Genomic DNA, 20,718 nt, shown 5'->3' on the forward strand with positions numbered 1-20,718 from the left:
CGTTTTAAGGATTTTGGGCCGATTGCCTTCGGCGTGGTTTGCGCACATTCCAATGCCCTCCAAAAAGGAAAAACCTTGACCAAGAGATCAAGGTAAATCACGACAGGCTGAGATCCTGCTTTTTCCTTTGTAAATAATATAAATACATGGCTCCTCCACCGAGTGTAAACAAAATTCCGGCTGCCAGCATATTGAATATCCCTGTTGCTGTGTTTGGAAGTTTAGGCCCATCTGGCGGCAGCACGCCACCCATTGTCCCTTCCACATAGAACCTGATTTGAACCTTGCAGCCCAGTCCCTGATAATCATTCCCCAACTCCTCGGGCATTTCCAGCTTGAAGACGAGGTTCTCTTTTTCACTGCTTTTGATTAATCGGGGCTCTAGCTTTTTAAAGTCATCAAGGGTTCCCGCAAATAATTCTCCTTGAGGCCCATATACCTTTAAAACAAGATTCTGGTACAGCTTTTCCGATCCAGAAGTCAGCTTCGCTGATGTTATATATTTAAAATCCTGCCTACCGCTGTTCTGGAGTGTGATGCTTCGCTCAGCCCAATCCCCTGGCTTAATATTCGATAAGTCAAACAATACTTTGTCCGGTGTTGCCGAAATATCGATTTCCTGTGTGTCCGGGGCCGCCGTTGTCTGGCCTGTGGACAAGGTAACCGCAAACAGCAACAGCAGCATATACAGAATAGTCAAGGCTTTCTTATTTCGAGACTGCACTCCAATCCCCCCTTAATCCTCTCACACCACTACACCGTTTTTTCAATTGTTTCAGAAGCTTTTTGCTTCTTTTCCAGATTGGATACTGCCTGCCATATTGTAAAAAATGAATAGCAAAGCAGAAGGAGGCCGGGAAGGATCAGGAGCAGGGCGCTTCCATTCTTCGACTTGGCATAATCAATAATATACCCGGCGTACGGTATCGTGTAGCCAGCGTATTCAGCAACTACATTTTCTGACAGAACGGGATCCATATCCTCTGTCCTGTTATTGTCGCCCTTCGTCCGATACATGACCTTATCGCCGTTTTTGACAACTTTTGTAACTCTGTGGGTAACAAGTTTGTTGTCTTCCACTCGGTACGTTATGACATCATTTTTCTTAAAGCGTGTCATATCCCCGTCCGGCTTAACAGCAATAACCGATCCCGTCATGATTCCCGGTTCCATGGACCCGGAAAGGACGGTCTTAAGCTGATAGCCAAAGAGCTGCGGCTCTCCTCCTGACAATTTTGAAGAAACAACGACGAATATCAGCACAGCCAAGACAGCGAACATGACAACAGTAATAAAACGGCTGAACCATTTACCCAACATTTTTATATTCATAATGATCTCCTACCTTCCATCACTGCTTGCTGGGGCAGCTTCCTCTTTTGGGGTTAAAGTCTCGTTTTCTGCAGGAAGAGATTTTTCATCGCCTGATCCCGCGGCAGGCTGTTCGCTTTGCTCGGGCTTGTTCTCTTCAGGTACGGGCGGTGTAGCTGGCTGCTGGCCAACAGGTTTCTCAGTTTCAGGCTTCTCTGAAGGCTGCTGAGGCTTCGGCGGCTCGGTTTCTTCTGTTTCTTTTGCAGGAGTTTCTGCAGGCGCCGGTGCTTCTTTTGTACACTTGACAGTGATTGTCTCGCTCCAAAGTTCCTGCCTGGAATCATAATTATTACCGTGGCCCGGCCTTTGGAAGGCTTTGAATTTGTAATTTCCGGGGTTAGTCGCCATAAACTTCAGGACGCCCGTCTGGCTGGCATTGATCGGATTAATTGTTCCATCGCCAACCTTGGTGCCTTTTTTCGGATTACCAGTTTTGGCGTAATATACTTCGTACTCTGTCGGGCCCGTCATATTGCTTCCGGTATTTTTCACTTCAGCTAATATTTCGGCAGGGCTGCAACTGTTGACTGTCTGGTCTACTGAATCGTTCACGAATTTCAGCGAGCTTTTATCCCATTCTTCACGCCATTCTCCAGCCTGGATGCTTCCGGAGACTTCAGATGCATCATTGAAATATGCACCTGTATTTGTAGTCAGCAGGACCACGGTAAGCATTAACGCGTAGAAAACTCCAAGCAATCGGGCTGCCATGCCCCCTGTCCGCTTTTTCTTGCCAAACTTCTTGATTCTCCCACCGTCTTTGTTTCTCACACCTCTCATCTCCTTGGCGTTGTTATGAAAAGGAATAATCTGCTTCACCTTATATAAATGGCTTTTATAAAACGTGAAAAAGATCATTCAGGAATAAGGAGGGCGGCAAAATCCACCCTCCCCCTGCCAGCCTGTCTTACTTCTCTTCGCCAGCTCCCTGCTTGCCTTCAAAAGTCCATTTCAGTTCAAGCTTGTCGCCTTGGAAAATGTTTTGATCCTGATTATTTTCCACGAATTCATACTGGACAAATAGTGTATCGGAAGTACCTGCCTTAAGGCTACCGCCTCTTTCATCAAGCCAAGGGATGAAGATTTCATTTTCAATTGCATCGGGGCTCATTGATTTAAGCTCTGCCAGAGTAGTGCTCCAGATGATGCCATCTGTCTTATCCCAGTTATAAAGGAAGTTGACTTTGATATGCTTACCGAAGTCTTCTCCCGCATTGTTGCCTTTAGCATCGACTACGCTGTAGTCTGTCTTCAATAGGATTTCTGCGATATCCAGGCTTCCATCATTCATTAGCTCGAAGGAACGTGTCATTGTGTCGCCAGGCTTGATATTTTTTACATCAACAATAGTTGTTGGTGCAGCATTCAAATCCAAAGTACCTGCCTGGAAGTTCGCACTTGTTTCAACACTGTCGCTGAAGAATGCATATGTACCTCCGCCAATAAGTGAAAGTCCCAGTGCGGCTGAAGCTGCTCCCATACCCAATTTCTTTTTTAGACTCATTTTCGTTTCCTCCTCTTTCCCCTGGTAAAATTTTTGCGGGCTCAATCCTTCGTTCTTTAAAACGAACCCTACAAATGCGATTATAGTATGTTTTGTTCTTTTTTAAAAACAGCAAAAACGGCCGAATTTTCTTAATAAAGAACAATTTGTGGAAGAATACACTTATTATCTCTTATTTCCTCCAAATTACGTTCTTTAAAAAGAATTTTCTGTATATAAAAAAACTGCAGTGCGCCAACTGCAGTTTAATTCGCGGGGATAGTCTTAATTTTACAGATGAAATAGTAGTATTTGTATACAACAATGAGGAGCAGCGCCAATTTCAGCATAAGGCTGTCCGTCATGATTATTGGGATTGCAATCATGCAGTCTGCCAAAAGCAGCAGGGTGATTTTTTGGCGCCTTGTCATTGCCCTTTCCCTTACAAAGCTTTCAAGATATTTTTTATAAATACTTGTCTCCTTGAACCAATTCTCAAACCGCTTCGATCCCTTCGCGAAAAAGAAGGAGGCCAACAGCAAAAGCGGCGTCGTTGGAAGGACAGGAACGACAATCCCTATCACTCCAAGTCCCATGAAAAGAAAGCCCAGGGAAACAAATAATAATTTCATCAGCCTGGTGATAATGCCCAACTCCTTCATTCATCAATCCGTTCTTATTTTACTACATTTCTACCCTGTAATTAATACAAACAAGACAATTTATCATCCTTAAAAACCTGGATAGGGCAGGAGGCTTATTTTGCTAGCGGTTATGTTATAATCAATCATTCAAGAGATGAACGATCGCAATGAATTTTTTATGGGAAAGGACGTTTTTAAATGGCACGTGAAATTGGCTTTATTGGCTGTGGGAATATGGCTAAAGCGATGATTGGCGGAATTGTCGGTTCCGGGTACACGCATGCCACCCGGGTGTATGCTTCTAACCGTTCGATGGGAAGCCTTGAGGAAATGAAGGAGCGGTTCGGAATCCATGTAACAACCGACAATGCTGAAATCGCCCGGAAATGCGACATTGTGTTTCTTTCCGTCACTCCTGATTTATATGAAAAAGTCATCGGGGACATTAAAGACATTGTGAAGGAAAATGCCATCATGATCATGATTGCTGCAGGGCAGACGATTGAACAGAATGAGAAGCGTTTCGGGCGCAAGGTCAAGCTGGCAAGAGCGATGCCGAATACACCGGTGCTGGTTGGAGAAGGCATGACAGCGTTGAGCGTGAATAATGAGATTACAAAAGACGAGAAGCATGAGCTCAAGGAGCTGTTTGAAAGCTTCGGGAAAGCGGAATACGTGGAAGAGCAGCTGATGGATGTTGTCAGCGGAGTCAGCGGATCGTCTCCTGCCTATGCCTATATGTTCATCGAGGCGCTGGCGGACGGCGCAGTGCTGCACGGACTTCCGCGTCAGCAGGCGTATACTTTTGCATCGCAGGCGGTTCTCGGTGCTGCTAAAATGGTGCTCGAAACCGGAATACACCCTGGTGAGCTAAAGGACCAGGTGTGCTCTCCTGGCGGTTCAACGATAGAAGCAGTGGCAAGCCTTGAAGCAAATGGGCTGCGATCTGCTGTGATCAGAGGGCTCAGTGCAGCGATTGAAAAATCAAAGCGAATGACAGAATAGAAAAAACAGCAGCACCGACTGTCGGTGCTGCTGTTTTTTCGTCAAAGCTACTTGCGAAGTTTTTCCACTTCATCAGCCACAAATTGAACGTGCGGCCCGATGATAACCTGGATGTTTTGCGCTCCTACTACATTAATGCCCGGAACGCCGGTATCCTTGATTTTTTGTTTATCAACATTGTTCATGTCTCTTACTTCTACCCTAAGCCTTGTTGCACAGTAGTCGACAGCCGTTACGTTGGAGTCTCCGCCCAAACCGTCAAAGATTTTTGCTGCCATCACAGCAAATTTGTCAACCTCCTGGGCACTTTCTTCTTCTGCAGTGTCTTCTTCAGTATCTTCTTCACGTCCTGGGGTTACCAAATTCAATTTCGTAATCAGGAACCTGAACAGGAAGTAATATAGTACGGCAAATACCAAACCTTGCACAATCAGCATGTATGGCTGGTTTGCAAGAGGCAGCCTCGAGCTCAAGAAGAAATCCACGAAACCAGCACTGAAGCCAAAGCCTGCTGTCCAGTGGAATGAAGCGGCAATCGCCAGCGAGATCCCTGTCAATGCAGCATGCACTACATACAGCAATGGAGCAGCAAACATAAAGGCGAATTCAAGCGGCTCAGTAACACCTGTGAAGAAAGAGGCAAATCCTGCAGCCAGCATCAGCGCATATACTTGTTTCTTCTTTTTATCTTTTGCGGTATGGTACATTGCCAGCGCGGCTGCCGGCAAACCAAACATCATGACCGGGAAGAAACCGGCCTGATACATGCCTGTTACCCCTTTTACCCCTTTGCCGCTCCAGAACTTTCCGATATCATCGATTCCTGCAACATCAAACCAGAATACGGAATTCAATGCATGGTGCAGTCCCGTTGGAATGAGAAGACGGTTGAAGAAGCCGTAAAGCCCTGCGCCCACTGCTCCAAGCTTACTGATCGATTCACCAAATGATACAAGTGCACTAAAAACGACCGGCCAGATAAAGAAAAGAGCAACTGAGATCAGCATCATCGCAACTGCAGTCATGATCGGGACAAGCCGTTTTCCGCTGAAGAACGCCAGTGCATCTGGAAGTTTCACATGGCTGAAACGGTTGTACATGATTGCAGCGATGATACCGGATAGAATCCCGATGAACTGCGTTTCAATTTTATTAAAAGCGGGGTTGACTTCTTCAGGTTTGATTTCCTGCAGCATCGCTACAGAATCTGTTGATAGCAATGTGGTCACAACAAGAAACGCGACAAGACCACTTAGTGCTGCTGAACCATCTTTATCCTTTGACATCCCCAATGCAACACCGAGGGCAAAAAGCACGCCCATATTGTCAATGATCGAGCTGCCGGCTTTGACGAGGAACGCTGCAGTTGGGCTGCCTCCTCCCCAGCCTGAAGGATCGATCCAGTAGCCAATTCCCATCAAGACAGCGGCTGCTGGCAGAACAGCAACAGGCAGCATCAGAGAGCGGCCGAGATTCTGCATATATTTCATCATTTTGTTTCCCCCCATGAATGTAGTTCACAAAGCAAATCCCCTATGGTCGACTGAGTATGTGTGTATCCTTTTGCTTCCAGCCCCAACCCCTTCTACATAAGGATGCCAGGAACATGTCCCGGGGTGAGAATTTAAAACGGTAATAAGTGCTCTATCATTGAAAAGCAATGGATGCTTTACAACCAGTTTGTCAGCGTGAACACCCTCGCAAGAAAACGCTTTCATAAAAATATATTCCCCGAAGGCGAACAGTATTTCTTATATTCGCCTTTCAAAAATATTTTTACTCATTTAGAATATATCTTTTCTTATAGGCCTAGACAATCCATCTTTAGCACGCTTATTTATTTAAAAGATGCTTCACAGAATATACCGGATGGTACAGCAGCATCCAAGGACCTGAGAACCGCATAACAGATTTCATCCTTTCGCGGTAGACAGGTTTATAGCAGTGAATAGAGCAATTGGAGCAGGCCGTCTTTTCCTCTCCAAAGCGGCAATGTGACAGGCGAAGGAACGCGTATTCCTTCAGTTCTCTGCACTCCTCGCATAATTCAGCCGAGTGGTGCTTCTTCTTGCAATACAATCCGATCATTTTCGACACCATTTCTTTTTCCTTTTGAATCACCGGACCATTATTCAACGCTCTTTTCATAGTTGCCATACAGCATCCCTCTTTTGAAGTCATTTGTTCAATATAAATGGTATCATGCGACCCGCCTTCAGTAAGCTAACAATTTATTACAAATAGCCGAATTTTTTCAGATAATTTCAGGAGGGAGAACAAAATTTTACCATTTTGATAATTGGGAGAAAATTAAAGCATGATTCTGGTGCGGTGCGTACATTTAATTTTCCTCTTTCAGCTTTTCATTTTCCCTAATGCAAGATTTATTTTCTAAAATTTCTCTTTTATTTTCCTGTTCCTTCGATTTGTTTTCCTGCACAAGTATTTTGGCATCCTCTGGAAATTTCACTTTCCACTTTGGCTGTTTTTTTCCTGTTTGTCCCTTTTATTTCTCTCATGAAGGTGTGGTACGGACATTTTCTTTCCTGTCCTTCGATTTAAATGGATTTTCACCAAATAAAAGAACCAGCTTAATTTAACAGCCGATCCTCACTCTTATTTATTCCCCTGTCTCAGCAAATTTCTTGATCCGCTCACCGATTTCGTCACGGACGCGCTGGAAGAAGGCCCATTTTTCTTCATCTGTACCTTCGGCTTTGGCTGGATCGTCAAAGCCCCAGTGCACTCTTTTTACGTGCGGCGGGGTGGTTGGGCAATGGTCATCGGCATGGCCGCAAAGTGTTACTACAAGACTTGCGTTGTTCAAGATTTCAGGATCAACCACATCAGATGTGTGATCTGAAATATCAATTCCCGCTTCCCGCATCGCCCGCACCGCATTCGGATTCAGCCCGTGTGCCTCCAGGCCAGCGCTTTTTACAGTCCACTCATCACACAAGTATTTTTTTGCCCAGCCCTCGGCCATTTGGCTGCGGCAAGAGTTGCCTGTGCACAGAAAATAGATCGTTTTATTCGACATACAAGAAAACCCCTTCCATCAGGTAGAATCATTTATGAAACAATGAGAAGCCAGACATAAAGGCCGGCAAGAGTAATCAGCAATGTTGGGATCGTGAGGATGATGCCGGTTTTGAAATACGTCCCCCAGGAAATTTTCACACCTTTCAGTGACAAGACATGAAGCCATAACAATGTCGCCAGCGAGCCGATTGGTGTAATTTTTGGCCCAAGGTCCGAGCCAATGACATTTGCATATACAAGCCCTTCCCGGATAATGCCGGTTGTATTCGTATCGGCAATCGCCAGTGCATCGATCATGACTGTCGGCATATTATTCATGACCGAGGAAAGGAGTGCCGCGATAACACCCATGCCAATTGTCGCTGCGAATAAACCTTTGTCTGCCACCACCTGGATCACATCAGCCAGCACGTCAGTCAGGCCCGCATTTCTCAAGCCGTACACAACAACATACATTCCAATCGAGAAAAATACGATCGCCCATGGCGCCCCTTTGACGACCGTCCGGGTATTGACAGCATCGCTCCTTCTTGCCATAACAAGAAAGAACACCGCCACAACGCCAGCAATCAATGAAACCGGAATATTCAGCATCTCGCTGATAAAATAGCCCGCCAGCAAAAAGCCAAGGACGACCCATGACAGTCTGAACATCCTGCTATCCTTGATTGCCTCGGCAGGCTTCCTTAATTGGACAGGATCATACCGGCCGGGAATCTGCTTTCTGAAGTACAAATACAGGACGAGGATACTTGCTGCCAGCGAAAATAGATTCGGGACAATCATCCTCGAAGCATACTCAATAAAACCAATGTCAAAAAAGTCCGCGGAGACGATGTTTACAAGGTTGCTGACAACGAGCGGCAGTGAAGTTGTATCTGCAATAAAGCCGCTGGCCATAATGAACGGAAACACCATTTTTTCATCAAACTTCAGCGCACGTACCATAGCGAGCACGATTGGCGTTAAAATCAATGCAGCTCCGTCATTCGCAAAAAATGCTGCCACAAGCGCACCCAGCACCGTTACATAGATGAACATGCGTACGCCGTTCCCTTTTGCCGCCCGCGCCATATGTAAGGCTGCCCATTCAAAAAAGCCAATTTCATCTAAAATAAGTGAAATAATGATAACCGCAATAAATGTAAGTGTAGCGTTCCAAACAATACCAGTGACATCCAAAACGTCCCCGAAATCAACTACTCCGGCAAGCAAGGCAAGCAAAGCACCGCCGCACGCCGACCAGCCGATTGAAAGGTTTCGCGGCTGCCAGATGACCAAAACTAAAGTTCCTAAAAAAATTAATGATGCAAGCACTGTTGATAGCAATTGCACTCCTCCAATCAATCACAAAAAATTCGCAGGCCTTGCTGTTCAAGCTCTTTTAACCGTCCTGCCTGCCCGGGAAAATGATTAAGAATATCCCTGACTAGTGGATAATCCTCCGTATCTTTGTTCAACGAATAAAAAACCCATTGCCCTCTCCGTGTTTCAGTGACAAGGCGTGCATCCTTCAGTTTCCTGATATGCTGGCTTACCGCCGGCTGGCTAAGATTGAAAATGGCTGTAAATTCACATACACAGCAGTCTTGGCTCTCCAGTATTTTCATCATGGTCAGTCTAGTCCGGTCACCGAGCAGCTTTAATACCTGTGCACCTTTATCCATGTCAGTATTCATCCTTCCACCTCCCAAATCATCATATAAGAATATACTTATATATTCAACTTAAAAAATTAGCCGCGGCTTTTCCGCCGCGGCTAATCACGCTTCAAACATTATTTTGAAATTAACTCTTTCACCTGGCCGACAGACAGGAGCTTTCCAGTCGAAACGACCTTCTCCTCAACGACCAGGGCAGGCGTGCTCATGATCTTGTAACTCATGATATCCCTGATGTCTTCTACTTTCTCTACCTCTGCTTCAATACCCATTTCATTGACGGCAGCAAGAACGTTTTGTTCTAGCTCCTTGCACTTTTTGCAGCCTGTTCCTAGTACTTTGATTTTCATCCTAATTCCCTCCACATTTATAAAATAACATTAAAACCGTAGCCTATCAGGATAATCCCGATGGTGACCACTCCTGCAAAAAGCGCAATCAGCTTTGGCTGAATCACTTTCCGCAAGAGGATGAATTCCGGAAGCGACAATGCCGTGATTGCCATCATGAAAGAAAGGGCCGTTCCCGGTGCAACTCCCTTGTTCATCAAAGCTTCTATGATCGGCAATGATCCAACAGCATTGGAATACAATGGCACCCCGAGCACTGTGGCAACTGGGACCGCAAACGGATTGCCTTCCCCAGCATACTTGATCAGCAAGCCTTCAGGAGCGTAGCCATGGATCAATGCGCCCAGCCCGATGCCGATGATCAAATACAGCCATATTTTGCGAACGGTCTCAACCACATTGCCCACCGAAAATTGAACACGATCTTTTAAGCTTTCAGCCGTTAAAAACTGGCTGATTTTTTGCCGCAGTCCTTTTGCTTCATTGCCAGTGTTGAAAAATTCCTGCCCGGCACACATTTCGTAAACATATGACTCAACATACTTTTCCATCTTCATTTTCCCGATAATGGCACCTGCCACGATTGCAAGAAGCATTCCCGCAAGCACATACAGGAGGCCCACCTTCCAGCCAAACATTGAAAAAAGCATGACGAGCGAGATTTCGTTCACAATCGGAGACGAAATCAAGAAGGTAAATGTAATGCCTAAAGGGATGCCCGCTTCAACAAACCCAATGAATAACGGAACCGTCGAACAGGAGCAGAATGGCGAAAGTACTCCGAGAAAGGCAGCAAGCACACTTGCGGCGCCTTTCCTCCTTCCCTCAAGCCATACCCGCACCTTTTCCGGCGGGAAAAAGCTTCTGAGAAAAGAAATGACAAACACCATAACAGCGAGCAAGAACAATATTTTCAACGTGTCGTAAATGAAGAAATGGAGTGCTCCTCCAACCTTTGACGACATTTCGAGCTGAAAAACCTCTGTTACAAGCCATTTTGCAAAGTAATCAAACATAATTCCCGCCTACTTTAACTCGTTTTTTATCATCGTGATGATGGGAGATAGCTTTTCTTTTTCAACGGAATAGATGGTGAATTTCCCTTCACGCCTCGAAGCAATGAGTCCTCCGGCTTCCATGATTCGAAGATGGTGGCTTACCGTAGAAGCGGCCCCGCCCAGTGCCGTCACAATTTCGCACATGCACAAATCCTCTATCCATAGGAGCGAAGCAATCCTCAGGCGCGTTTCATCGCTAAGCGCCTTGAAAAATGAAGCAAGGCCCTGGGCCTCGGAAGGATCCGCCACTGCCGGAAACTGGCTCTCCGCGCTTTCCCGGACTTTCTCCATCGAGGCCTTTCCTTTTATTTCCCAGCCTTTATCATTCATTACAGCACCCCCTTTTCTATATCATAAAACTACTTTTCTAGTTTTATAGTTTGAATATGTGGCCGATTTGTGACAAAAATAACATAAAAAAAAGCTCTCCCCTCAACCGGGAAAAGCCATTTCTATTAGTCTTATTTTTTCATAAGCAAATAAACAAAGAACGGTGCACCGATCAGTGCGGACATGATGCCGGCCGCAATACCATCAGGCTCCACGATGTTTCTTCCGATTGTATCTGCGAAAAGGAGCAGCCAGCCGCCGATCAGCATGGCAAGCGGAAGGGCCAGCTGGTTTCGGGGACCAATCAGGAGCCTTGCCAAATGCGGCGCCATTAATCCGATGAATGCAATGCCACCAGTAACAGAGACCGCAGCCGCCGCTAGGGCAACCGCAACCAGAAGCAGCACAAGCCGCTCTTTTGCGACCGAGACGCCGACACCGATGGAAACAGGATCCCCGAGATGGAGAAGGTTAAGCCGGTTCGCTTTATACAGGATGAACGGTACAAGCACGATAACCCACGGCAGCAGCGCCAAAACAAATGGCCAATCGGCTCCCCAAATATTTCCCGCCAGCCATTTCGCAATAAAATCGACCTTTTGCGGCTCTGCTGATGAGATGATGACAATCATAGCACCTGAAAGCGCCATCGAGAAGCCAATCCCCACAAGGATCATCCTTGTAGGCTGCAGACCAATCCCTTTTTCATAGGAAAAGAGGTAGATGCAGCATGCTGTTAGGAGCGCACCCAAGAAACCGGCGATTGGGAGCATATAGGCAAACGAGCCTGCATCGATAGAAAAAAACAGGAAGAATACAGCGACGCCAACGCCTGCCCCCGAATTAATGCCAATAATGCCCGGATCAGCAAGCTCATTCCTTGTCAGTCCCTGGAGGATTGCACCTGAAGCTGCAAGCGCAATACCTGCCAGCAACGTGATGACAATACGAGGCAGCCGGACGGACATCAAGACAAACTCTTCCTTAAATGTCCCCTGACCAAGAAGGACAGGCAGGATGCGGTCATAAGAAACAGGAGAGTAGCCGAGGCCAAGGCTGGCAATGATTGTGCAAAATATCAAAGCAAGTAGGGATAAAATCAAGATTTTTTGTTTTCTGATGACAGAGGGATGGATCATCATATCGTCTTCCTCCCTCGATGAACAATGTACAAAAAGAATGGCAGTCCCAGCAAAGATACAATAGCATACAAAGGTGTTTCATAGGGGGCATTGATTGTCCGGGCAAGTGTATCGGCAAGAAGCATAAAGCTTCCCCCTGCCAGCGCCGACATCGGCAAAATGTACCGGTAGTTGGCTCCGACTGCCATCCTGGCAATATGCGGCACCATTAAGCCGACAAATGCGAGGTTTCCGGCAAGGGCAACAGCCGCACCGGCCAGCAGGATGACCGAGAGGAGGAGCAGCGCCTTGATTGCCGCAGTTTTCTGTCCAAGACCTGCCGCGACTTCTTCACTTAAACTCAGGATTGTCAGCTGCCGCGACAGGATAAGAGAAAGAACCAGTCCAATTACAATGAAAGGGACCATGAGACCTAACTGCTCCCAAGTTGACCCAATCAGCCCTCCAGCCGTCCACATTGATGCTTCCTTTGAAATCTTGAAATACAGGCTGGCCCCCTCGGAAATACCATAGAGGAATGCGGAAACAGCTGCTCCGGCGAGTACAAGCCGAAGCGGGGAGTACCCCCCTTTCCTTCTCGCCCCAATGCTGAATACGAGCAGTACACCAAGGGCCGCCCCAATGAAGCTGGCAGCCGTCAACGTAAAATATCCTGCAGCCGGGATCATTCCAAGAGTTAAAACGAGCGCAGTGTTGGCACCGGCAGTAAGCCCCAAAAGGCCTGGATCTGCGAGCGGGTTTCTTGTCATTCCCTGCATGATGGCTCCTGCAGCAGATAGGGCGGCTCCTGTGAAAATCGCAGCAATTTCGCGCGGCAGGCGGATTTCCCGGATCATTGTCACGGTATCCGTCTTTACATCCCAGGCAAGAGCGGCCCATACGTCCAGCATCGATGTGTCGGCAGCCCCAAAAACGAGGGCTGTCCACAAGGAGCACAGCAGGAGAAACACTGCCGAAGTGAATGCAGCTATATAAAATCTGGCATTTTTATGTTTCATCATGGCATATCATCTTTTCCATTCATTAGATTGGAGTCTTTTATTCTTCCAAAAAGGCTTTCTTAAAATAATCGAGCTGATAGTCGAGCGTTAGCGGATCATTGAAGTAAAACTCTTTTGCATTGACTTCAAACACCCGTTTATTTTTCACGGCTGGGATATTTTTGTACGTTTCCGTTTCCATGAATGAGGCATCAGCATCCGGATTTTTGCTAAAAATCATATAGTCGCCGGCATATTCGGGAAGGACCTCTGCCGAAATAGCATAGTATCCAGGCTTAAGCGCCATTTCTTCCACCTTTGCAGGCATTTTCAGGCCCATCGCCTGGTAGAGAATTTCCGTCCCCCTGCCCCAATTGTCACCAAATACATAGATTTGCTTTTCAGAGTTTTCGATGACGGAAACAGTAGCGTCCTTGCCGATCTTCGTACGGATTTCATCCCCTGCAGCAGCGGCCTCCTTCTTGAATCCCTCTACCCATTTCTTCGCTTCTTCCTCTTTGTTAAGAAGCTTGCCGATTTCCACATGCTGTTCGAGATAGTCCAGTTTGCCGTATGTGTACGTGACGGTCGGGGCAATTTCCTTCAGCTTGTCGACATTTTTGATACTGGAAAGCCCTATGATTAAATCAGGATCCAGCTCAATAATTTTCTCAAGATTTTCATCGCTGACCTCTTCAACATTCTTCAATTTTTCAAATCTTGGGTTCATTTTTGACCAGGCGTCCACGCCGACAAGGTTGACATCAAGAGCCATGACATTTCCGGCAAAAGAGGAAAGGACAACTAATCTTTCGGGATTGGCAGGAACTTCAACAGGGCCCTTCTCAGATTGATAGGTCCTTTTTTCTTCAGAGCCTTTTTTCGGTTCAGTTTCCTTCTTTTCATTTCCGCAGGCACTAAGAGCAAGTACCAGCATAAGCAAAATTGTCAGCATGATTTTCTTTTTCATTGCGATCTTCTCCCTTTAGCAAGTTATATGTGTACAGCATGGGTTTTCCTGTGCGCGGATCCTTGCCGATTTCGGCATCAATCCGGAACACTTCCTTCAAGACACGGCGGCTGATGACTTCTTCACCATCACCTGTTGTCACGACCCTTCCGTCCTTCAATGCAATCATATGGTCAGCAAAGCGTGCGGCCTGGTTCAAATCGTGAAGGACCATCACGATGGTGCTCCCCTGTTTTCTGTTCAAATCCTGTAAAAGCTCCAGGACCTCAAGCTGATGAGACATATCGAGATACGTCGTTGGTTCATCGAGAAAAATCATATCGGTCTCCTGCGCAAGAGCCATTGCGATCCATGCCCTTTGCCTTTGACCCCCTGAGAGTGCGTCGACAGAGTGGTACTTAAACTCCTTTGTCCCAGTTGCCTCAAGTGCCCAATCGATCACCTCGATGTCTTTTTTAGTCAGTCTTCCAAAGCCTTTTTGGTAAGGAAAACGCCCGTACGATACGAGCTCGCCTACCGTAAGCCCGGATGCGCTTTCTGGCGTCTGCGGAAGAATAGCCAGCTTCCTTGCGAGGCTTTTCGTGTCTTCCTTCGAGATGCTTGCACCGTCAAGGATAATGGATCCGGATTGGTGGGAAATAATGCGGGACATTGCTTTCAGCAGAGTCGATTTGCCGCATCCATTCGGTCCGATGATGATCGTTACTTTTTTATCAGGAATTTCAAGCGTCATATCTTTAACGATTGCCTGCCCTCCATAGCCAACCTGCAGATGCTCGGTATAAAGGCGAACCATGCTATTGCCTCCAATTTGAATTTATCATTGATAATGATTATCAATATCGTTTACAATGAACACTATAATTAAATTTTCCAAAAGAGTCAACGGCAGTTTTTTTAAAAAATTCCAATAAAGGCCAGGTGGATAGGAATGACAGGATGGGAAGTATTTGATTTGACAATCATTGGCGGGGGGCCTGCGGGGCTTTACTCAGCTTTCTATGGCGGTCTCAGGGGAATGAAAACGAAAATAATTGAAGCACAGGCTGAACTCGGTGGAAAGATTCATGTTTACCCGGAAAAAGTCATCTGGGATGTCGGCGGCCTGGGGCCCATCACAGGGGCGGAACTTATTGGCCAGCTGTCCCTGCAGGCTCTCACCTTCAGCCCGGAAGTTGTGCAGAATGAAAAAATCGTCCGCATCTCCAAAAACAGTGACGGGATTTTCGTCCTCGAATCTGCTGCAGGTACGACCCATCTATCCAAAACGGTGATTGTCGCAATTGGAAGCGGAATCCTCCGACCGCAAAAGCTTGCTTTTGAAGGTGCGGATAGATTCGAGACAGCAAATCTTCACTACACTGTCCAATCAATTAAAACATTCGCTGATAGGACGGTCATCATTTCTGGCGGCGGGAACTCCGCTGTCGACTGGGCTAACATGCTAGAGCCTGTGGCTAAAAAAGTTTATCTGACTTATCGAAAAGAATCTCTTTCCGGACATGAATCACAGGTATCCCAGCTAATGGACAGTTCCGCGGAAATTTTCCTCGAAACCTCTATTACCAGGCTGATGGGATGCGTAAAAAACCTGACCATAGAAAAAGTGGAGCTGACTAACCATAGAACAGGCGAGATAACGGTATTGCCGGTTGATGAAGTCCTTGTCAACCATGGTTTCGACCGGGACAGCTCACTCTTAGAGAACAGCGGACTCGACATCTCCCTCCTTGATGGTTTTTATATTGAAGGCACCGCAGCCAGCGAAACCTCGGTCCCAGGTTTGTTCGCTGCCGGGGACATCCTGAAGCATGACGGCAAGCTGAACCTTATTGCTGGCGCATTCCAGGATGCTGCCAACGCGGTCAACAAAGCGAAGCAGTACATCCAGCCGGATGCGGATACAAGAGGAATGGTTTCATCCCACAATGACCGATTCAGGGAGCGTAACCAAAAGCTTCTCCAGAAGATGATTCAGTAGTTTTTCGTTAATAAAATCGTCGCTGCCAGTTTCAGCCCGGCTGTTTGTTTTTCGATAGAATAGGATATTTATCAGGCTGAGGCATTCAACTGCTGCCTGTTTCTTTTTCCCTCAGAAACAGTCTTGTCTGATCATCCAGCAGGATGAACCGAATTTCCCATCGGAATCGGACAGGGATAGCCTGGATGAATAGGGTATGCTGGATTTGCGGGAATCCCCCATAATTTTTAATTATGTTTGAAGATGCGTGACAACAATGTAAATCCGGCCACTTCCGCTTATAAAAAGGAGCGGCTTTATTTTTGTAAGATACTTATTTTTTCATTAGATGAGGGGAAACCTTAAAAGGTTTCCTTGGCTGATATCCTTGTAAGCCTATACTTTATTATTCATTTTCTGGCATGTTCTTCCAAACTGCTGATAAATAATGATTTTTTAAAACTAAGTTTTTAGTGTATAATCTTTTTAACAATATTCTCGAAATTTCGACATATTTAGAGAAAGGGGATATGTTATGCCTCATCAATTTTTTCCACTTGGGGAGACGGCAGTCACAGTTCAGTTTGGCGACCGCATCACAGAGGAGCAGCATCGTAATATTCTGGATATTTCGGCATATATAGATGAGTTTCCTCCGAAGTGGATGGTCGAATATGTGCCTGCCTTTACTTCCATTACTTTTTACTATGACCCTCTATTGATTTTCGCAGAACGGGAAGAAGCGGGCTATTTTGAAACCGCATATGAAACAGTGTGCCACTGGATTGACGAGCTGATCTCAGGGATGCAGGGTTCGCGGAACAAGGAGCCCCGAATGATTGAAATTCCGGTATGTTATGGCGGGGAGTTCGGTCCTGGACTTGATTTTGTCGCGAAACACAACAAGCTGACAACCGATGAAGTCATTCATTACCACGCCGGCGGCGATTATACAGTCTATATGATTGGATTCGCTCCAGGTTTTCCGTATATCGGCGGACTCAATGAAAAAATTGCTGCACCAAGACTTGATACGCCAAGCAGGGCTGTACCTGCAGGCTCCGTCGGCATTGCCGGCAAGCAGACAGGCATTTACTCCATCCAGACACCCGGCGGTTGGAGAATTATCGGGCAGACACCGCTTAAGCTCTTCCGACCCCAATCAAATCCCCCGAGTTTACTAAGGGCTGGCGACCGACTCCGGTTCAAGCCTATTTCCAAAGAAGAATTTTTTCATATAAAGGAGACAGCGGAATGAGTATGGAAGTCATACATCCCGGGCTGCTCACTTCAATTCAGGATTTTGGGCGGTTCGGAAACCAAAAATACGGTGTTATCGTCAATGGAGCAATGGATACACTTTCACACCGCGTTGCCAATCTTCTTGTAGGCAATGCTGAAAAAATGGGCACGATTGAAATGAATATGCAGGGAGCCGCATTCCGTTTTCACAGCGATGCGTTCATTGCCATTACCGGAGCAGAAATGAATGCAACCATCGACGGTGCGCCCGTTCCAATGTGGAGGCCGATTTTCGTTTATAAAGACGCTGAACTTAAATTCGGATTCAGCCAAAAAGGAAACCGTACATATATAAGTGTGGCTGGCGGATTTAATATCCCGAAAGAAATGGGCAGCGAGTCCACGTACCTGCTGGCAGAAATCGGCGGTTATAAAGGGCGCAAGCTCCAGGAAGGAGATTTTCTCAGTTTCCGGAAGTCCGTTCCCGCGCCTGATAGCATGAACCCCAAGCACTCTCCGCACTTTACGGCTGCAGACTGGTCCGTTTCCTCCGAATACCACCCTGTCCTGCGGATGGATGAACCCATTCGGGTGATACGAGGGAAAGAATTTGGCTGGTTCGATTCGCATAGCCAGCAAGCTTTTTTTCAGGAAAGCTTCAACATTACACCTCAGTCAGACAGGATGGGCTACAGGCTTGACGGCCATCTCCTGTCATTACAGAATCCCGCTGAATTAATTTCCGAAGCTGTGACCTTCGGAACCATTCAAGTACCTGCGGAAGGAAATCCCATCATCCTGATGGCCGACCGCCAGACAACAGGCGGCTACCCTAAAATAGGTCAAGTGATTTCTGTTGATTTGCCTGTCCTGGCGCAAAAAAAACCGGGTGAAACAATCATGTTCCGGGAAGTATCTCATGCCGAAGCGGAAAAACAATATATCCTTCGGGAGAAAGCCGTTCTTCAACTGAAAAGAGGTTTGGCTATGTTCCATCAGCTTGACCACCACCCTATCGATTAACAGGAAGTGAGGTCCTTTCATGTATACTGTGGATTTAAATTGCGACTTAGGAGAAGGCTTCGGAAATTACCGGATGGCAAATGAAGCCGAAATACTGAGCTTTGTAACAAGTGTTAATATCGCCTGCGGATTTCACGCCGGTGACCCTTCAACAATGAGGGAAACAGTCCAGCTTGCCCTCGAAAAAGGAGTCAGTATCGGAGCACATCCAGGCCTTCAGGATCTTGTCGGCTTTGGACGCCGGAACATCAGCCTCAAACCGCAGGAAGCTTATGACATCGTTGTGTACCAAATCGGCGCGCTTCAAGCTTTTGTCCAGTCCGAAGGCGGCGTCATGCAGCATGTGAAGCCGCACGGGGCGCTCTACAACATGGCCGCAAAGGATGAAAGGCTTGCCATGGCCGTTGCTGAAGCAGTTTATAAAACCAATCCGGAACTTATTCTGTTTGGTCTGGCAGGAAGTGAATTAATCCGCGCCGGAAAGACTGCTGGCCTAAGAACCGCCGAGGAAGTGTTTGCTGACAGAACGTATCAAAATGACGGCTCCTTGACTTCAAGGCTGCAGCAGGACGCATTGATTTCAAGTGATGACGAGGCTGCAAGCCAAGTCATCCGCATGGTCAAGGAAGGAAAAGTCATGACGAGGCAGGGAACGGATTTTGCGCTTAGAGCTGAAACTGTCTGCATTCATGGGGATGGTCCCCACGCGCTCGATTTTGCGCGTCATATACAACGAGAATTACAGCAAGCGGGAATCGAGGTAAACAGCTTTTCCTAAATTGACTCGCTGATTCATAAATTCGACATTACTTTTTAGGGGGATTTCAATGGACACGAAAAAAACTAAATCAGTGCCTATCAAGAAAACATCCAATCTAAGTGTATTAATGGGTGCTGTATTTTTAATGGCAACATCCGCGATTGGTCCGGGCTTTCTCACCCAGACGACCGTGTTTACACAGCAACTCGCCGCGAGCTTTGGTTTCGTTATTTTAATTTCGATTTTATTGGACATTGGTGCCCAGTTGAACATTTGGCGGATCATTGCCGCAGCCGAAATGCGCGCGCAGGATATTGCGAATAAAATTTTGCCAGGTCTCGGCTATTTCCTCGCCTTTCTCGTTGTAGTGGGCGGACTTGCATTCAATATCGGGAATATTGCCGGAGCAGGACTTGGAGCCAATGTACTCTTTGGTGTCGATCCGAAAATCGGAGCCTTAATCAGCGCCGTTATCGCGATCGGGATTTTCCTTTTCAAAGAAGCGGGAAAGCTGATGGACCGGTTTACGCTGCTGCTGGGCTTCGTCATGATTGCCCTGACGTTTTTCGTCTTGTTTTCCTCAAAACCACCGCTCGCAGAAGCTGTGACAAGAACGTTCGTACCAGAAAAAATTGATTTTATTGCTATTCTTACACTGGTCGGCGGAACGGTTGGCGGGTATATCACATTTGCCGGCGGACACCGTTTGCTCGACGCCGGAATCAAGGGAACAAAAGCGATGCCGGAAGTAACCAAGAGTGCCGTTACCGCCATCGGTGTCGCATCATTGATGAGGATTTTCCTCTTTCTCGCTGCGTTTGGTGTCGTCGCACAGGGACTTACACTCAATGCTGACAATCCAGCAGCTTCTGTTTTCGAACTTTCAGCTGGTAAAGTCGGATACAAGCTTTTTGGTATTGTGATGTGGTCCGCCGCGATTACATCAGTTGTAGGTGCTGCCTATACTTCAGTATCATTCATCAAAACCTTTAGCAAAAAAATTGAAAAACAATCGAAAGCTATCATCATTTTATTCATCGTCATCTCGACCGTTGTCTTTTTAACCGTCGGACAACCGGTGAAAACACTTGTCATCGTCGGCGCATTAAACGGCTTGATCTTGCCAATCTCCCTTGGCATCATGCTCGTTGCCGCCTACAACAAAAAAATCGTTGGCGATTACAAGCAGCCCATCACTCTGACAATCTTCGGCATACTCGTCGTCGTCATCATGTCCGTGCTAAGCATCTACACCATCAGCGACATGGTATCATCTTTGTTCTAATGCAAGAAAAATACCGGTTATCCCGGCTTATTTCAGCTTATTACTAGGGATATTACACATGTAAAAAACAGGGGTGCCAGCTGCCCCTGCTATACAAGCTACACTGTGAAGTGCAGCGACCAGCGGAGAAATAGTCCTCCTCTACCGGCAAGGCAGAGGGAGGTTTATTTCTTTTTGCGCATGAGAAAAATGACTTTAGTAATTACTTACATGATTAGCTTTTCTGCGGTAATTTAGAGTTTTTAGAGGGTTATTTTTAACTCCAATGCTTTGACTAAATAACACAGTTGTTTATCCTCATATACTTTTGTATGTCATCCACTTACTGATAACTGATATCTACCTTTCCCTCTGTTCCGAAAAGCTTCCATCTATTAATTAATACACCCATGATGGGATGCCTGAACAATAC

General features: G+C 46.5%; 23 protein-coding genes. 6 read left to right on the forward strand and 17 right to left on the reverse strand.

Going from position 1 to position 20,718, the window contains the following annotated elements; translation table 11 throughout:
- Window positions 1-97: 97 nt before the first annotated feature.
- The 5 genes from D1970_RS18845 to D1970_RS18865 form a co-directional block, all read right to left on the reverse strand.
- Window positions 98-724, reverse strand: coding sequence for a TasA family protein (locus D1970_RS18845; RefSeq protein ID WP_119114404.1), 627 nt, complete (start codon window positions 722-724; stop codon window positions 98-100).
- A gap of 29 nt (window positions 725-753) precedes the next feature.
- Window positions 754-1,332, reverse strand: a complete 579-nt coding sequence (gene sipW / locus D1970_RS18850; protein ID WP_119114405.1) for a signal peptidase I SipW — start codon at window positions 1,330-1,332, stop codon at window positions 754-756.
- A gap of 9 nt (window positions 1,333-1,341) precedes the next feature.
- Window positions 1,342-2,142, reverse strand: coding sequence for an amyloid fiber anchoring/assembly protein TapA (gene tapA / locus D1970_RS18855; RefSeq protein WP_181213438.1), 801 nt, complete (start codon window positions 2,140-2,142; stop codon window positions 1,342-1,344).
- 136 nt (window positions 2,143-2,278) lie between these two features.
- Window positions 2,279-2,875, reverse strand: coding sequence for a CalY family protein (locus D1970_RS18860; protein WP_119114407.1), 597 nt, complete (start codon window positions 2,873-2,875; stop codon window positions 2,279-2,281).
- Between the two features lie 245 nt (window positions 2,876-3,120).
- Window positions 3,121-3,516 carry a YbaN family protein gene (locus tag D1970_RS18865; protein WP_209796922.1) on the reverse strand — a complete coding sequence of 132 codons (396 nt, stop codon included), beginning with the start codon at window positions 3,514-3,516 and terminating at the stop codon, window positions 3,121-3,123.
- 180 nt (window positions 3,517-3,696) lie between these two features.
- Here D1970_RS18865 and proC point away from each other — a divergent pair, with 180 nt between their 5' ends.
- The gene (gene proC, locus D1970_RS18870) at window positions 3,697-4,503 is read left to right on the forward strand and encodes a pyrroline-5-carboxylate reductase (protein ID WP_119114408.1); all 807 of its coding nucleotides are present in this window, start codon (window positions 3,697-3,699) and stop codon (window positions 4,501-4,503) included.
- 47 nt (window positions 4,504-4,550) lie between these two features.
- Here proC and nagE read toward each other — a convergent pair whose 3' ends face one another.
- From nagE to D1970_RS18930, 12 genes are all read right to left on the reverse strand, one after another.
- Window positions 4,551-5,996, reverse strand: coding sequence for an N-acetylglucosamine-specific PTS transporter subunit IIBC (gene nagE, locus D1970_RS18875; protein WP_119114409.1), 1,446 nt, complete (start codon window positions 5,994-5,996; stop codon window positions 4,551-4,553).
- Between the two features lie 340 nt (window positions 5,997-6,336).
- Window positions 6,337-6,660 (reverse strand): nitrous oxide-stimulated promoter family protein, encoded by a 324-nt coding sequence (locus D1970_RS18880; RefSeq protein WP_119114410.1) that lies wholly within the window; start codon window positions 6,658-6,660, stop codon window positions 6,337-6,339.
- A 463-nt stretch (window positions 6,661-7,123) separates the two neighbouring features.
- Window positions 7,124-7,543, reverse strand: a complete 420-nt coding sequence (gene arsC, locus D1970_RS18885; RefSeq protein ID WP_119114411.1) for an arsenate reductase (thioredoxin) — start codon at window positions 7,541-7,543, stop codon at window positions 7,124-7,126.
- 32 nt (window positions 7,544-7,575) lie between these two features.
- The gene (locus tag D1970_RS18890; protein ID WP_119114412.1) at window positions 7,576-8,874 is read right to left on the reverse strand and encodes an arsenic transporter; all 1,299 of its coding nucleotides are present in this window, start codon (window positions 8,872-8,874) and stop codon (window positions 7,576-7,578) included.
- A gap of 14 nt (window positions 8,875-8,888) precedes the next feature.
- On the reverse strand, window positions 8,889-9,224 hold the full coding sequence (locus D1970_RS18895) for an ArsR/SmtB family transcription factor (RefSeq protein WP_119114413.1): 336 nt from the start codon (window positions 9,222-9,224) through the stop codon (window positions 8,889-8,891).
- A 98-nt stretch (window positions 9,225-9,322) separates the two neighbouring features.
- Window positions 9,323-9,556: a thioredoxin family protein gene (locus D1970_RS18900; protein WP_119114414.1), complete on the reverse strand. Its 234-nt coding sequence runs from the start codon at window positions 9,554-9,556 to the stop codon at window positions 9,323-9,325.
- A gap of 17 nt (window positions 9,557-9,573) precedes the next feature.
- Window positions 9,574-10,572 carry a permease gene (locus D1970_RS18905; RefSeq protein WP_119114415.1) on the reverse strand — a complete coding sequence of 333 codons (999 nt, stop codon included), beginning with the start codon at window positions 10,570-10,572 and terminating at the stop codon, window positions 9,574-9,576.
- Between the two features lie 9 nt (window positions 10,573-10,581).
- A complete protein-coding gene (locus D1970_RS18910) occupies window positions 10,582-10,944 on the reverse strand; it encodes an ArsR/SmtB family transcription factor (protein ID WP_181213437.1) in 363 nt (120 codons plus the stop codon).
- A 131-nt stretch (window positions 10,945-11,075) separates the two neighbouring features.
- Complete coding sequence (locus D1970_RS18915; protein WP_119114455.1) at window positions 11,076-12,083, reverse strand: FecCD family ABC transporter permease; 1,008 nt, start codon at window positions 12,081-12,083, stop codon at window positions 11,076-11,078.
- Window positions 12,083-13,084: a FecCD family ABC transporter permease gene (locus D1970_RS18920; RefSeq protein WP_119114456.1), complete on the reverse strand. Its 1,002-nt coding sequence runs from the start codon at window positions 13,082-13,084 to the stop codon at window positions 12,083-12,085. Before D1970_RS18920 ends, D1970_RS18915 begins: the two co-directional genes overlap by 1 nt.
- Before the next feature lie 40 nt (window positions 13,085-13,124).
- A complete protein-coding gene (locus D1970_RS18925; protein ID WP_119114416.1) occupies window positions 13,125-14,036 on the reverse strand; it encodes an iron-hydroxamate ABC transporter substrate-binding protein in 912 nt (303 codons plus the stop codon).
- Window positions 13,984-14,832 (reverse strand): ABC transporter ATP-binding protein, encoded by an 849-nt coding sequence (locus D1970_RS18930; protein WP_119114417.1) that lies wholly within the window; start codon window positions 14,830-14,832, stop codon window positions 13,984-13,986. The genes D1970_RS18925 and D1970_RS18930 overlap by 53 nt, the downstream gene beginning before the upstream one ends.
- 135 nt (window positions 14,833-14,967) lie before the next feature.
- Here D1970_RS18930 and D1970_RS18935 point away from each other — a divergent pair, with 135 nt between their 5' ends.
- The 5 genes from D1970_RS18935 (at window position 14,968) to D1970_RS18955 (ending at window position 20,306) form a co-directional block, all read left to right on the forward strand.
- The gene (locus D1970_RS18935) at window positions 14,968-16,017 is read left to right on the forward strand and encodes an NAD(P)/FAD-dependent oxidoreductase (RefSeq protein WP_119114418.1); all 1,050 of its coding nucleotides are present in this window, start codon (window positions 14,968-14,970) and stop codon (window positions 16,015-16,017) included.
- Between the two features lie 514 nt (window positions 16,018-16,531).
- Window positions 16,532-17,254 carry a 5-oxoprolinase subunit PxpB gene (pxpB, locus tag D1970_RS18940; RefSeq protein ID WP_119114419.1) on the forward strand — a complete coding sequence of 241 codons (723 nt, stop codon included), beginning with the start codon at window positions 16,532-16,534 and terminating at the stop codon, window positions 17,252-17,254.
- The gene (locus tag D1970_RS18945; RefSeq protein ID WP_119114420.1) at window positions 17,251-18,261 is read left to right on the forward strand and encodes a 5-oxoprolinase subunit C family protein; all 1,011 of its coding nucleotides are present in this window, start codon (window positions 17,251-17,253) and stop codon (window positions 18,259-18,261) included. Before pxpB ends, D1970_RS18945 begins: the two co-directional genes overlap by 4 nt.
- Before the next feature lie 19 nt (window positions 18,262-18,280).
- Entirely contained in the window at window positions 18,281-19,039 is a 759-nt protein-coding gene (locus D1970_RS18950) for a LamB/YcsF family protein (protein WP_119114421.1), read from the forward strand.
- Between the two features lie 49 nt (window positions 19,040-19,088).
- On the forward strand, window positions 19,089-20,306 hold the full coding sequence (locus D1970_RS18955) for an NRAMP family divalent metal transporter (RefSeq protein ID WP_119114422.1): 1,218 nt from the start codon (window positions 19,089-19,091) through the stop codon (window positions 20,304-20,306).
- The last annotated feature ends 412 nt before the right edge of the window (window positions 20,307-20,718 follow it).

Origin of the sequence: Mesobacillus zeae (assembly GCF_003570705.1) — a bacterium.
GTDB classification, from domain to species: Bacteria; Bacillota; Bacilli; order Bacillales; family Cytobacillaceae; genus Mesobacillus_C; species Mesobacillus_C zeae.

Coding starts and splice junctions, on each gene's coding strand:
- sipW (WP_119114405.1), bottom strand. CDS start 1,332: ATGAATATAAAAATGTTGGGTAAATGGTTCAGCCGTTTTATTACTGTT.
- D1970_RS18860 (WP_119114407.1), bottom strand. CDS start 2,875: ATGAGTCTAAAAAAGAAATTGGGTATGGGAGCAGCTTCAGCCGCACTG.
- D1970_RS18865 (WP_209796922.1), bottom strand. CDS start 3,516: ATGAAGGAGTTGGGCATTATCACCAGGCTGATGAAATTATTATTTGTT.
- proC (WP_119114408.1), top strand. CDS start 3,697: ATGGCACGTGAAATTGGCTTTATTGGCTGTGGGAATATGGCTAAAGCG.
- nagE (WP_119114409.1), bottom strand. CDS start 5,996: ATGATGAAATATATGCAGAATCTCGGCCGCTCTCTGATGCTGCCTGTT.
- D1970_RS18880 (WP_119114410.1), bottom strand. CDS start 6,660: ATGGCAACTATGAAAAGAGCGTTGAATAATGGTCCGGTGATTCAAAAG.
- arsC (WP_119114411.1), bottom strand. CDS start 7,543: ATGTCGAATAAAACGATCTATTTTCTGTGCACAGGCAACTCTTGCCGC.
- D1970_RS18895 (WP_119114413.1), bottom strand. CDS start 9,224: ATGAATACTGACATGGATAAAGGTGCACAGGTATTAAAGCTGCTCGGT.
- D1970_RS18900 (WP_119114414.1), bottom strand. CDS start 9,556: ATGAAAATCAAAGTACTAGGAACAGGCTGCAAAAAGTGCAAGGAGCTA.
- D1970_RS18905 (WP_119114415.1), bottom strand. CDS start 10,572: ATGTTTGATTACTTTGCAAAATGGCTTGTAACAGAGGTTTTTCAGCTC.
- D1970_RS18910 (WP_181213437.1), bottom strand. CDS start 10,944: ATGAATGATAAAGGCTGGGAAATAAAAGGAAAGGCCTCGATGGAGAAA.
- D1970_RS18915 (WP_119114455.1), bottom strand. CDS start 12,083: ATGATCCATCCCTCTGTCATCAGAAAACAAAAAATCTTGATTTTATCC.
- D1970_RS18920 (WP_119114456.1), bottom strand. CDS start 13,084: ATGAAACATAAAAATGCCAGATTTTATATAGCTGCATTCACTTCGGCA.
- D1970_RS18925 (WP_119114416.1), bottom strand. CDS start 14,036: ATGAAAAAGAAAATCATGCTGACAATTTTGCTTATGCTGGTACTTGCT.
- D1970_RS18930 (WP_119114417.1), bottom strand. CDS start 14,832: ATGGTTCGCCTTTATACCGAGCATCTGCAGGTTGGCTATGGAGGGCAG.
- D1970_RS18935 (WP_119114418.1), top strand. CDS start 14,968: ATGACAGGATGGGAAGTATTTGATTTGACAATCATTGGCGGGGGGCCT.
- pxpB (WP_119114419.1), top strand. CDS start 16,532: ATGCCTCATCAATTTTTTCCACTTGGGGAGACGGCAGTCACAGTTCAG.
- D1970_RS18945 (WP_119114420.1), top strand. CDS start 17,251: ATGAGTATGGAAGTCATACATCCCGGGCTGCTCACTTCAATTCAGGAT.
- D1970_RS18950 (WP_119114421.1), top strand. CDS start 18,281: ATGTATACTGTGGATTTAAATTGCGACTTAGGAGAAGGCTTCGGAAAT.
- D1970_RS18955 (WP_119114422.1), top strand. CDS start 19,089: ATGGACACGAAAAAAACTAAATCAGTGCCTATCAAGAAAACATCCAAT.